We start from the raw sequence: 12,247 nt of genomic DNA on the forward strand, positions 1-12,247 counted from the left end.
CGCCCGCCTCCCGGCGCGGCACCGCCGGCACCCGCGGCACCGCCGGCCCCGCCGCCTTGACCACCCCCACCGACGTTCTGCACCCCGAAGGCGAGGTTGTGGTCCCACGCCACCACGGTGAACCGTTGGGTGCTCGAATCCCAGAACAGGTACGCGTTGTTGCCGGGCCCCGAGATGTCGTCGAAGTTGTCGATGGCCTCCTCGAGGGCCAGGTAGGTCGCGAACGAGTCGACGTCGAGCAGCGTGGGGAGCTTCTCGGCGATCTCGTCGGCCGTGCCGTTGTTGACCAGATCGAGCAGGGTGACGAGCGGCGCGTAGTCCTCCGCACCGGCCTCGATGTCGAACGAGGCACTGTAGTCGCCGTCGGCCCCCGCCCAGTCCCAGTTCCCGTCGGCATTGGCCTTGTAGAGCACCGAATCGGCACCGGCGTCGGGGAAGTTCTCGTCGACCCACGAGTCGTTCAGCGCCTGGACGCTCAGCCGCAGGACCTCCGTGCCGCCGTTGACCGAGAACCTCGTCGCGGCGGACTTCTCGGAGGCGAGACCCGCCGCGGACAGCGCGTCGAGCGCGACCGCCTCGTTCATCGACGTCGACGAGGAGTTGGCGCGGATCGTGAAGTCGGTGACGCCCGACGCGTTCTGGCCGTCGACGTATTTGTCCAGGCGGATGCGCCACGGCAGCGTCGACGCGTCGCTGTCCGTCGTGATCCCTTTCAAGGTCGAGTTGCCCTTCAGCTTGATGCCGACGTTCTCGTAGGCGACGCCGTCGATCGTGACCGTCGCCGTGAGCCACTCCTTGTCACCCGCGGACAGATAGGTCGCGAGCATGTCGGAGAGCGCATCGGCATCCACCTGGATCGACACCGTGTGGACGGTCGACGTGTCCCAGAGCGACCCCGAAGCGTCCGCGACGACCGTCTCGGAGCTCACCCCGGTCGACGTCGGCATCGACGACACCGTGTCGAGGGCGGCGAGCGAGCCGCAGCCCGCGAGGCCGAGCGTGAGCACCACGGCGGTGACGGGCAGCAGCACACGACGTGACGGGTGGACGCGCGAGCGGGATCGATCGGTCATGCAGACCACCCGAACATCCGCGCCTATGGTTCACGCCTCCCCGGGCTGTGGAGCGCGGGGACGGTTCCTATGAACCTGCGATGACGGCGAGGACCGCCTCGCCGTACGCCTCGCGCTTCTTCGCCCCGATGCCCGTGATGCCTTCCAGCGCGGCGACGGATGCCGGGCGCTGCGCGGCCAGCGCCCGCAGGGTCGCATCGCCGAAGACGATGTAGGCCGGCACTCCCTGTTCCTTCGCCGCGCCGGCACGCCACGCGCGCAAGGCCTCGAACAGGTCGCGGTCGCCGTCGGCGACGGCATCCGCGGCGGGGGTCTTGCGTACCCGCGCCGCCCCGCCGCCCTTGCCGAGCACGTCGCGTCGCAACGGCACGGCGAGCTCGCCGCGCAGCACCGCCGCACCCTCCTCGCCGACGGCGAGCACGCCGTACTCGCCCCGCGCAACGATGATGCCGCGGGCGAGGAGCTGGCGGATCACGCTGCGCCAGTCCTGGTCGCTGAGGTCGGCTCCGAGCCCGTACGTCGCGAGGGCATCGTGACCCTGCTGGCGGATGCGCTCGGTCGACGCGCCGCGCAGGATGTCGACGAGGTGCCCGGCGCCGAACGCCTGGTTGCGCTCGCGCTGCAGGCGGACGATGGTCGACAGGAGCTTCTGCGCGGGCACGAGCCCGTCCCAGGTGTCGGGGGTGTCGAGACAGGTGTCGCAGTTGCCGCACGGCTCGGAGCTCTGACCGAAGTAGTTGAGGAGGTTCTGACGGCGGCACGACACGGTCTCGCAGAGGGCGAGCATCGCGTCGAGGTGCTGGCCGAGGCGCATCTTGTACGACCGGTCGCCCGGTGACTGGTCGATCAGGCGGCGCTGCTGCACGACGTCGCCGAGGCCGTACGCCATCCAGGCCACCGCGGGCTCGCCGTCGCGGCCGGCGCGACCGGTCTCCTGGTAGTAGCCCTCGACGGACTTCGGCAGGTCGATGTGCGCGACGAAGCGTACATCGGGCTTGTCGATGCCCATGCCGAACGCGATCGTCGCGACCATCACGACGCCGTCGTCGCGGAGGAAGCGCTGCTGGTGACGCGCGCGGATCGCGGCATCCAACCCCGCGTGATAGGGCAGGGCGTCGACCCCCTGCGTGCGGAGGTAGTCGGCGGTCTGGTCGACCGACTTGCGGCTGAGCGCGTAGACGATGCCGGCGGAGCCCGCCGGCTGCGCCCGCACGAACTGCAGCAGCTGCCGGCGCGGGTCGACCTTCGGCTCGATGCGGTACTGGATGTTGGGCCGGTCGAAGCTCGCGACGAAGTGGCGCGCGTCGGGCAGCTGCAGACGCTCGGTGATCTCCTGGTGCGTCGCGCGCGTCGCCGTCGCGGTGAGCGCCATGCGCGGCACGCCCGGGAACCGCTCGGCGAGGTCGCCCAGCGCGAGGTAGTCGGGGCGGAAGTCGTGGCCCCACTGGCTGACGCAGTGCGCCTCGTCGATCGCGATGACGCTCAGCCGACCGCGCTGCAGCAGCGCCGTCGTCGCGGGTGCGCTCAGCCGTTCGGGGGCGACGTAGAGCAGATCGAGCTCTCCGGCGAGGAAGTCCTGCTCGACGCCCGCGCGCTCAGCGGGGTTCTGGGTGGAGTTCAGGAACGCGGCGCGCACGCCGTTGGCCCGCAGGGCGTCGACCTGGTCGTGCATCAGGGCGATGAGCGGGCTGACCACGAGCCCCGTGCCCGGGCGCACGAGAGCGGGCACCTGGTAGGTGATCGACTTGCCGCCGCCCGTGGGCATGAGCACCACGGCGTCGCCGCCGGCCACGACGTGCGCGACGATGTCGGCCTGGTCGCCGCGGAACTCGTCGTAGCCGAAGACCTCCTTCAGGACGGCCTTCGGATCGGTCGACCGCGGCGGACGGGCGACCCCGGCCGCGGGCCGCGCTGCGGGGGCGTGGGCGTGGGCGGTGTGGGATGCCGCGGCGGAACGGCCGGCGGATGCCACGCCCCGCGGTGACGCGGAACGGCCAGCGGATGCCGCACCCCGCGGCGGGGCGACATCGCCACGAGATCCCGGGCCCTCCGGCGACGCCGCGGTGTCACGCGTGGCGCGCGCGAGGGCACCGGCATACCCGTCGTACTCCGGCGGCGGCGGCACATCGAACTCGTCGGGCGGGGTCAGCTCATCGACGTCCCACGGCACGTCCGCATACGGGTCGTCGTCGCGGTGGATCGATGCAGTCACCCGTCCAGGCTAGCCGCGGCATCCGACACCTCGTCCCCCTCCGTCGCCAGCACCCGCCGAGCCGCTACGCGCTGGCCGAGCCGCCATCGCACGTCCGTCCGCGCCGTGGCGGCTCGGGCAGGGCGTGGCGGCTCGCGGGAGGAAGCAAGAAGAGGGCGGGCTAGAGGCGGACGAGCTCGACGGCGCGGACCACGGCGGCGCCCTCCTCGACCGAGGCGGCGAGGTCGACCTCGGCGCGCAGGCGCCAGTCGTGATCGCCCTCGGGGTCGTCGATGGTCTGCTCGACGCGCCAGATGCCGGATGCCGCGGCATCCGCCCGGTCGATCGCGCACAGCCGGGGCGCGCGGGCCGGTCCGCCCGTGAGGATCTGGTCGTGCTCGTCGTAGTAGCGGTCGAGCGCGGCCGGCCAGTCGAGGTCGGGGTCGAGGGCGACCAGCGCGTCGTCGTCCTGCAGCGCCGCGAGCTGCACGCGCCGGAACAGCTCGTTGCGCACGAGCACCGTGAAGGCACGCTCGTTCGTGAGGATCGACGGGGGTGCGGGCGGCACCACGGGAGCGCCGTCCTCGGGCAGCACCGCCGAAGGGTCGACGAGCGCGGACCACTCGTCGACGAGACTCGAGTCCACCTGACGCACGAGCTCGCCGAGCCACTCGATGATGTCCATCAGCTCGTCGGTGCGCGCCTCCGCCGGGACGGTCTGGCGGATCGCGCGATACGCGTCGGAGAGGTAGCGCAGCACCAGCCCCTCGCTGCGCGCCAGCTGGTAGAAGGAGACGTATTCCGCGAACGACATGGCCCGCTCGAACATGTCGCGGACGACCGACTTGGGACTCAGCTCGAAGTCGCGCACCCACGGCTGACTCGACGCGAAGACCTCGAACGACTGCGCCAGCAGGTCGGCGAGCGGCTTCGGGTAGGTGATCTCCTCGAGCAGCGCCATCCGCTCCTCGTACTCGATCCCGTCCCGCTTCATGGCCGCGACCGCCTCGCCGCGGGCGCGGTACTCCTGCTGCGAAAGGATCGCCCGCGGATCGTCGAGCGTCGCCTCGATCACGCTGAGCACATCCAGGGCGTAGTGGCCGGTACCGATGCCACCCGCGGCGACGGCGGTCGCGCCGGCGCGACCCGAACTCCTCCAATCCGCACCCCGATCCCCCGGATCAGCCTCGACAGCGGCGGGAGCGCCCGCGGTGGAGGAGTTCGGGACGGCAGCGGCGCCGGGCCGCACGTCGTCGTCGGGCGAGAGCAGCTCGATGGCGGCGAGCGCGAACGGCGACAGGGGCTGGTTGAGGGCGAAGTTCGGCTGCAGATCGACGGTGAGGGCGATGCGCGGGCCGGATGCCGCGTCGCGGTCGACCTCGACGATCCCCGCGTCCACGAGCGTCCGGAAGATCGCGATCGCCCGTCGGGCGAGGGCGTAGCGGCGCTCGCGCGGCTCGTGGTTGTCGAACACGAGCGACCGGACGTTGCCGAAGACGTCGCCGCCGCGGCCGATGACGTTGATGAGCATCGCGGCCGTCAGCTTCAGCTGCGGCACGAGCGGCTCAGGCGGCGCCGCGATCAGCCGCTCGTACGAGCCCTCGCCCCAGTTGACGACGCCGGTGGGCGCCTTCTTGCGGACGATCTTCTTGCGCTTGGCCGCGTCGTCGCCGGCCTTCGCCAGCGCGACCGCGTTCTCGATCTCCCACTCCGGAGCCATCACGACGACGTTGCCGTGCGTGTCGTAGCCGGCGCGGCCGGCGCGACCGGCCACCTGATGGAACTCGCGCGCGCTGAGCTGACGCATCTTCGTGCCGTCGTACTTGCTGAGCGCGGTGATCATGACGGTGCGGATCGGCACGTTGATGCCGACGCCGAGCGTGTCGGTGCCGCAGATCACCCGGAGCAGTCCGCGCTGCGCGAGCGTCTCGACGAGGCGACGGTAACGCGGCAGCATCCCGGCGTGGTGCACGCCGATGCCCGCGCGCACCAGACGCGACAGCGTCTTGCCGAAGCCCGTCGTGAAGCGGAAGCCGCCGATCGCCTCCGCGATCTCGTCGCGCTGCGCGCGGGTGGTGAGGGTGACGGATGCCAGGGCCTGCGCGCGTTCGAGCGCGGCCGCCTGCGCGAAGTGGACGATGTAGACCGGCACCTCGCGCTCGTCCACGAGCATCGTCAGCACCTCGTGCACGGGGCGGCGCTCGTACGAGAAGTGCAGGGGCACCGGGCGCTCGACACCGGTCACGAGCGCCACGGGCCGCCCCGTCCGCCGCGCCAGGTCGTCGGCGATGGGCGTCACGTCGCCCAGGGTCGCCGACATCAGCAGGAACTGCGCCCGCAGCAGCAGGAGCAGCGGCACCTGCCACGCCCATCCGCGGTCGGGGTCGCCGTAGTAGTGGAACTCGTCCATCACGACCTGATCGACGGGAGCGTCCCCGCCCTGGCGCAGCGCGATGTTGGCGAGGATCTCCGCGGTGCAGCAGACGATCGGGGCGTCGGGGTTGACGGACGAGTCGCCGGTGACCATGCCGACGTTCTCGGGACCGAAGATCTCGACGAGGGCGAAGAACTTCTCGCTGACCAGCGCCTTGATCGGCGCCGTGTAGTACGAGCGCCCTCCGGCGGCGAGACACGCCGCGTGCGCCGCGATCGCGACGAGCGACTTACCGGTGCCGGTCGGGGTCGAGAGGATGACGTTCGCGCCGGAGACCAGCTCGATGATCGCCTCGTCCTGAGCGGGGTAGAGCGTCAGCCCCCGCCCGGTCGCCCACGCGACGAAGCCCTCGTAGGCGGCATCCGCCGTCGCCTGCGCGGGCACGAGGTCGGTCAGTGCCGCGGCAGAGGTCATGTCCCGAGTCTGCCAGGCGCCGCCTCCGCTCGGTCACGCCAGCACAACCCGCGACCCGGTCACACCGCCGCACCCCGCGACCCGGTCACGCCGCCGCACCCCGCACGCTGGTCACGGCCGCGCGGCTTTGGCGGCCAGCACGTGGCGCGCGGCGTCGTCGACGCGGGCTGCGAACACCGGGTCGGACTGGGCCTTCGCCAGCACGGCGTCGTACATGGCCGGGAAGACGGTGGGATCGGTCGAGGCCAACACGACGTCGATGCCCGCGGTGATGGCGAGCACGGCGCGATCGGCGGGACTCCAGGCCTGCACGGCCTGCGCCGCCGACAGATCGTCGGTCATGAGCATGCCCTCCGGGCCGACCTTCGCCCGTGCGAGGCCCACCACCGTCGGCGAGAACACCGCCGGCGCCGACGGGTCGAGGTTCTGGTAGATCGCGCTCGAGACCATCACGCCCGCCGGCCCGCCCGCGAGCAGCGTGCCGTAGACGGCGATGTCGGGGCCGTCGGCGGTGACGGTCGTGTCGACGACGTCGGCCGTCGTGTCGGTGTTGGCGGTGACGTGCCCGAGTCCCGGGAAGTGCTTGAACACGGGCATCACGCCGGCCGCGCGCATGCCGTCCGCGAAGGCGCCCGCCTTCGCGGCGACGGTCGCCCCGTCGTAGCCGTACTGTCGGCCCAGCCCGCCGATGGGCGGGTTGTCGAACCGGGTCGCCGCGCTCGTGACGATGTCGGCGACCGGGGCGAGGTTCAGCGTCACGCCCGCGGCGGCGATCTGACCACCCCACGTGGTCGCCGCGGCGCGGAGCTGGTCGTCGGGCAGATCCGCCTGCCGGATCGCGTAAGGCATGTCGTCGAACCCGGGCCCCGTGAGCACCTGCACCTCGCCGCCCTCCTGATCGGTCGACACCCACAGGGGGATGCCGTCGGCATCCCCCGTCGTGAACGAACCGACCACCCCCGCCACGGCCTGGGCGCCCGCCTGCGAACGCCCGTGCAGGAAGATGCCGCCCGCGTGCCGGTCGACCACCGCCGAGAGCGTGTCGGGAGTGACGGCGTCGACCGCCGTTCCGACGATGAACAGCTGTCCGACGCGCTGGCGCAGGTCGAGTCTGGCCAGGGGGTCGGGCGTCGCGGTCGGCGCGGGCGTCGCGGTCGGCGCGGGCGTCGCGGTCGGGGTCGACGTCGGCGAGGGCGACGGGGACGGACCGTAGGCCCCGCATCCCGAGAGCAGGAGCGCGGTCGCCGCGACGACCGCTCCCGCGCAGACGAGGAGGCGCGGACGGCGGCGGGCGGAGCGGGGGGTCATGCCGCCATCCTCCCCGCTCGCGCCTCCCGGCGACAGCCCTGGCGGAACAGGCGACGACGCGCCTACGTTGGGGAGGACACATCGACCCGACAGGAGCGTCATGACCGACGACGTCCGCATCTCACGCAACGACGAGAAGGACCGCTACGAGATCCTCGTCGACGGCGACATCGCCGGCTACACCGAGTTCGAGGAGGATGCCGAGGGGCGTCTGGTCTTCCCGCACACCGAGATCGATCCGGCCTACGGCGGTCGGGGCCTCGGCACGAAGCTGGTCGCGGCGGCGATGGCGGACGAGGCCGCCCGGGGCGACGTGGTGGTGCCGGTCTGCCCGTTCATCGTCACCTATCTGCAGAAGCACGAGGTCCCCGGGCTGAAGGCGGTGTGGCGCGAACGCGACGTCGAGACGGCGGAGCACGCGTCGACGGCGGAGCCCACCCCGGGCGACGAAGGCGTGGGAACGCCGCGCGGATGACCCGCCTGGACGACGCCCCGCCCGACGTGGCCGGCCCGGCGGTCTGCGACGGTCCGCGGGCGTTGCTGCTGGAAGCCCGCGAGGTCCCGCTCGGCGGGGTGCGCGCCATGGAGGTGCACCGCAGCCTGCCGCAGCGGGCGCTGCCCCTGGTCGGCGCGTGGTGCTTCCTCGACCGGTTCGGCCCGCAGACGGCGCGCATGCGCGTCGAGCCGCATCCGCACATCGGCCTGCAGACGGTCACCTGGCCGCTCGTGGGCGAGGTGCGCCACCGCGACACCCTCGGCAGCGACGTCGTCGTGCGCCGCGGGGTGCTCAACCTGATGACCAGCGGCGCCGGCATCGCCCACTCCGAGTACTCGGTCGGCGAGGAGGCGGTGGCCCTCGACGCCCTGCAGCTGTGGGTCGCGCTGCCCGAGTCGCGCCGCCACGGCGCCGCCGCCTTCGAGCGCCACGACGACCTGCCCGTGACGACGATCCCCGACGCCGCCGGCGGGACGGGCGCCACCGCAACGGTCGTGGTGGGCTCGTTCGCGGGGGCGACCTCGCCCGCGACGATGTACACCCCGATCGTCGGCGCCGAGCTCCACCTCCCGGCCGGCTCCCGCGTCCGGCTCCCGCTCGAACCGTCGTGGGAGTACGCGCTGGTCGGCATCGACGGCACCCCCGAGGTGTGGGCGACAGCGGATGCCGCGACCGCCCTGCCCGACCAGGGCCTGCTGTACCTCGGCATCCACCGCGACGGCGTCGAGGTCACCGCGGTGCGCGAGACGACGCTCTTCCTGCTGGGCGGGGAGCCGTTCGAAGCCGACATCGTGATGTGGTGGAACTTCGTGGCGCGTTCGCACGAGGAGATCGTCGCGGCGAGGGCGGCGTGGGAGGCCGAGGCGGAGGACGCCCCGACGCCCGCGCCACAGGCGCGCTTCGGTCACGTCGTCGGGCACGGCGCCGAGCGGGTGCCCGCACCGCCGCTTCCCGCGGTGCGGCTGACACCGCGGCGGCGCAGCATCTGAGCATTTTTCCCGGCCTGAGCCCCGGGGACGCGCGGCTACGCTGGGATCGTGGCCCGAAACACCGTCCTGTCGACGCGCGTCCTGCTGGTGTGCGCGGCCATCGGTGTGGCCACCGGCATCCTCGGCGGCATCGCCGGACTCGTCACGCCGGTGGTGCTCGCGGTGCCCGGCCTCGCCATCGTCTACGGGCTCGTCCTCGGGGCGCACGTGCTCCCCGGGATCGTCGCGCAGGAGGTGCTGCGGCTGCCGCTCGTGGCCCTGCTCACGCACGTGCTCGCCGCGCTGGTCGCCAGCGCGTTCGCCCCCGTGTGGACGATGCGGTTCCTCGGCACGGCCCTGCTGTTCGGCGCCATCCAGGAGGGGGTCGCGGCCCTCACGCGCTATCGCGCCTGGGGAGCGTGGCGCTTCTTCATCTCCGCGGCGGTCATCGGCGTGCTCGTGGCGGTCGTCGTCTTCTTCGCGGCGCATCTGAGCGCCTACGCCCTGTGGGCCCAGATCGCCTACCTCGCCCTCTCCGTGTGCGGTCCCGTCGCGTGGACGGCGATCGGCCTGGGCGTCGGAGCCTCGCTGCGGCGCGCCGGCGTGGCGCGGCAGACCGTCCGGCGCTGACGACTGTTGGCCGCTGAGGTTAGGCTGGGCTAACCTGGGAGCGACCCTCTGCCCGACCGCTGGGATGATCCGTGACCTCTGCCGTCTTCGGAGCGGAAGCCGCTGCTCCCGCCGGCCGTGAGCCTGCTCCGCTGCTGCGCGTGCGCGATCTCGCGATCCGGCATGAGGGCGCGGATGCCGATGCCCCGGCATCCGCCACGTTCGACGTGGCGCGCGGTGAGGTGGTGCTGCTGCTCGGACCCAGCGGCGCCGGGAAGTCCACGCTGGCGCTCGCTCTCAACGGCCTCATCCCGCACGCCGTGCCCGCCGCCCTCTCCGGCACCGTCGAGGTCGCCGGGCTCGACACCGCCACGACGCCCGTGGCCCGGCTGAGCACGCACGTGGGCATGGTCTTCCAGGACCCGGACGCACAGCTGGTGACCGGCACGCTGCTCGACGAAGTGGCGTTCGGTCCCGAGAATCTGCGGCTGCCGGTGGACGAGGTGCTGACCCGGGCCGAGGAGGCGTTGCGCCGCGTCGGGCTGTGGGAGCGCCGCCACGAGAACCCCGACCGTCTGAGCGGCGGCGGCCGGCAACGGCTCGCGATCGCGTGCGCCCTGGCGATGGGCTCGCCCCTGCTCGTTCTCGACGAGCCCACGGCCAACCTCGACCCGCAGGGCATCGAGGAGGTCTACGCCGCACTGGGCGCCCTCGTCGCCGCCGGCGACCGGGCGATCCTGCTGGTCGAGCACAACCTCGACGCCGTCGTGGGGATCACCGACCGGGTCGTCGTGCTCGACCACGTCGGGCGCACCGTCGCGGACGGCACCGTCGACGACGTGCTCCGCGCCCGCGCCGCCGAGCTGCACGAGATGGGCGTGTGGCTGCCCGTGTCGACCCTCGCCGCGCTCCGCCTGCGCGCGGCCGGCTGGACGCTCGACCCCCTCCCCCTCGAACCCGCCGAGCTGCACGCCGCCCTGGAGTCGGCCGACACATCCGCGGGCGGCAGTCTGCACGACTCCGCCTCGACGGCGGCCACCGCCGGCTCCAACCCCTCCGAAGGCCCCTCCAGGCGGAGTCGTGCAGACGATGCGGAGGCACCGGGCGCGGCATCCCCCGTCATCCGTGCGCGCGGGCTGCGCACGCGCCGCGGGCGCCGCGAGATCCTCCACGGCATCGACCTCGACGTCGACGCCGGCGCGTTCGTCGCGATCGTCGGCGCGAACGGCGCCGGCAAGACGACGCTCCTGCAGTCGCTCGCGGGAGTCATCCCGGTCCCGCGCGGGCAGGTCACCGTGGACGGCGTCGACGTGGGCCGCACCGACCTGCGCACCCTGTCACGGCGGATCGGCTTCGTCTTCCAGAATCCCGAACACCAGTTCATCGCCCACACGGTGTACGACGAGCTCGCCCACGGTCTGCGCCGACAGCGGCTGCCCGAGGAGGAGGTGCGCGAGCGCGCGTTCGACGTGCTGCGCCGGTTCGGCCTCGAGGACAAGGCCGAGGTCCACCCGTTCCTGCTCTCGGGCGGCCAGAAGCGCCGCCTCTCGGTCGGCACGGCTCTGGTCGCGGGCGCACCGGTGCTCGCGCTCGACGAGCCGACGTTCGGTCAGGACCGCGCACGCGCCGACGAGTTGATGGGCCTGCTGAGCGACCTCAGCGCCGAAGGCACGACCATCCTCGTCGTCACCCACGACATGCAACTGGTCACCGAGCACGCGCACCGCACGATCGTCGTGGGCGACGGGCGCATCATCGCGGATGCCGCGACACCCGCCGTGTTCGCCGACGACGATCTGCTCCGCGCGGCGGCGCTGCGACAGCCTCCCCTGCGCCGCGCGTTCGCCGGCCTGACGCGGCATCCTTCCCTCGCCGGCGTCACCCGACTCGCCGATCTGCCGGCGGCGGATGCCGCGGGGAGGGCGGCGCGGTGAGCGCGACGACCGTCGACCCCTGGGCCCGCGTCGACGCGGGCGGGCTCCTCGCGGGGCTGAACCCGCTCGCGAAGCTCGCGGCACCGCTGCCGGCGATGGTGCTCCTCGTCTTCGCGCGCGACCTCGCGACCCCGCTCGCGTTCCTCGCGCTCGCCTTTGCGGTCATCCTCGCCGGCACCCGCATCACCCGGCGGATCGCGCTGCTGCTGCTCGTGGCGGTGCCGGTCGCGGCGATCGTGATCGGCCTGTCGATGAGCCTGTGGACCGATCCGGCGCGCGTCGGCGGCGACGTCGTCGCCCGGATCGGCGACTGGAGCCTCACGACCGGTGCGCTGACCGTCGGGTTCGCGACGGGTCTGCGCCTGGCGGCGATCGTCGCGCTCGCGCTCATCGCGGGGCTGACGACCACCGGACCCGATCTCGTGCGGGCGAGCGTGCAGCAGCTGCGGGTGCCGTACCGCATCGGCTACACCGCGCTGGCCGCGTTCCGCTTCGTCCCGAGGTTCGGGCACGAGCTCGACGTCATCCGCCAGGCCCACCGCGTGCGGGGGTCGCACGGCGGCCGCGGCCCCGTCGCCGCGCTCGCGCGCTGGTGGGGCTACCTCGTGCCGCTGCTGGCGGGCGCGATCCGGCACGCCGAGCGGGTCGCCCTCGCGATGGATGCGCGCGCCTTCGGCGCCCACCCAGACCGCACCGAACGGCACCTCGTCCCGTGGCGCCGACGCGACACGGTGTTCGTCGCCGTCTTCTGGCTGACCAGTGCCGTCATCCTCGTCGCCCTCTTCCCGTGGGCACCCTGATCCGTCGCAGAAAGGATGCC

9 protein-coding genes are annotated in these 12,247 nt (G+C 72.9%); 5 read left to right on the plus strand and 4 right to left on the minus strand.

The genetic code is table 11. The features are described 5' to 3' along the window. From AC1Q49_RS11495 to AC1Q49_RS11510, 4 genes are all read right to left on the minus strand, one after another. Positions 1–1,073, minus strand: a 1,073-nt coding sequence (locus AC1Q49_RS11495; protein ID WP_492492283.1) for a CotH kinase family protein, incomplete at its 3' end; no start/stop codon positions are given. A gap of 67 nt (positions 1,074–1,140) precedes the next feature. After that, positions 1,141–3,285, minus strand: coding sequence for a DNA helicase RecQ (gene recQ / locus AC1Q49_RS11500; RefSeq protein ID WP_492492285.1), 2,145 nt, complete (start codon positions 3,283–3,285; stop codon positions 1,141–1,143). Positions 3,286–3,445: 160 nt separating this feature from the next. Next, a complete protein-coding gene (locus AC1Q49_RS11505; RefSeq protein WP_492492287.1) occupies positions 3,446–6,112 on the minus strand; it encodes a DEAD/DEAH box helicase in 2,667 nt (888 codons plus the stop codon). 111 nt (positions 6,113–6,223) lie between these two features. After that, positions 6,224–7,420 carry a glycoside hydrolase family 3 N-terminal domain-containing protein gene (locus AC1Q49_RS11510; protein ID WP_492492289.1) on the minus strand — a complete coding sequence of 399 codons (1,197 nt, stop codon included), beginning with the start codon at positions 7,418–7,420 and terminating at the stop codon, positions 6,224–6,226. Between the two features lie 100 nt (positions 7,421–7,520). Between AC1Q49_RS11510 and AC1Q49_RS11515 the strand changes: the two genes are divergently transcribed. From AC1Q49_RS11515 to AC1Q49_RS11535, 5 genes are all read left to right on the plus strand, one after another. Next, the gene (locus AC1Q49_RS11515; RefSeq protein WP_205281839.1) at positions 7,521–7,895 is read left to right on the plus strand and encodes a GNAT family N-acetyltransferase; all 375 of its coding nucleotides are present in this window, start codon (positions 7,521–7,523) and stop codon (positions 7,893–7,895) included. After that, positions 7,892–8,905 carry a pirin family protein gene (locus tag AC1Q49_RS11520; protein WP_191009202.1) on the plus strand — a complete coding sequence of 338 codons (1,014 nt, stop codon included), beginning with the start codon at positions 7,892–7,894 and terminating at the stop codon, positions 8,903–8,905. The genes AC1Q49_RS11515 and AC1Q49_RS11520 overlap by 4 nt, the downstream gene beginning before the upstream one ends. Before the next feature lie 48 nt (positions 8,906–8,953). Beyond that, positions 8,954–9,514: an ECF transporter S component gene (locus tag AC1Q49_RS11525; protein WP_060961104.1), complete on the plus strand. Its 561-nt coding sequence runs from the start codon at positions 8,954–8,956 to the stop codon at positions 9,512–9,514. Positions 9,515–9,585: 71 nt separating this feature from the next. Then, positions 9,586–11,427: an ABC transporter ATP-binding protein gene (locus AC1Q49_RS11530; protein WP_492492293.1), complete on the plus strand. Its 1,842-nt coding sequence runs from the start codon at positions 9,586–9,588 to the stop codon at positions 11,425–11,427. Next, positions 11,424–12,227, plus strand: coding sequence for an energy-coupling factor transporter transmembrane component T family protein (locus AC1Q49_RS11535; RefSeq protein WP_492492295.1), 804 nt, complete (start codon positions 11,424–11,426; stop codon positions 12,225–12,227). Before AC1Q49_RS11530 ends, AC1Q49_RS11535 begins: the two co-directional genes overlap by 4 nt. Positions 12,228–12,247 lie beyond the last annotated feature (20 nt).

The sequence above is a fragment of the Microbacterium sp. MPR-TSA4 genome, from assembly GCF_058792815.1.

What these genes read in the sequence shown, in the direction of transcription:
- AC1Q49_RS11515 (WP_205281839.1), top strand. Translation starts at nt 7,521, where the DNA reads ATGACCGACGACGTCCGCATCTCACGCAACGACGAGAAGGACCGCTAC.
- AC1Q49_RS11505 (WP_492492287.1), bottom strand. Translation starts at nt 6,112, where the DNA reads ATGACCTCTGCCGCGGCACTGACCGACCTCGTGCCCGCGCAGGCGACG.
- AC1Q49_RS11510 (WP_492492289.1), bottom strand. Translation starts at nt 7,420, where the DNA reads ATGACCCCCCGCTCCGCCCGCCGCCGTCCGCGCCTCCTCGTCTGCGCG.
- AC1Q49_RS11520 (WP_191009202.1), top strand. Translation starts at nt 7,892, where the DNA reads ATGACCCGCCTGGACGACGCCCCGCCCGACGTGGCCGGCCCGGCGGTC.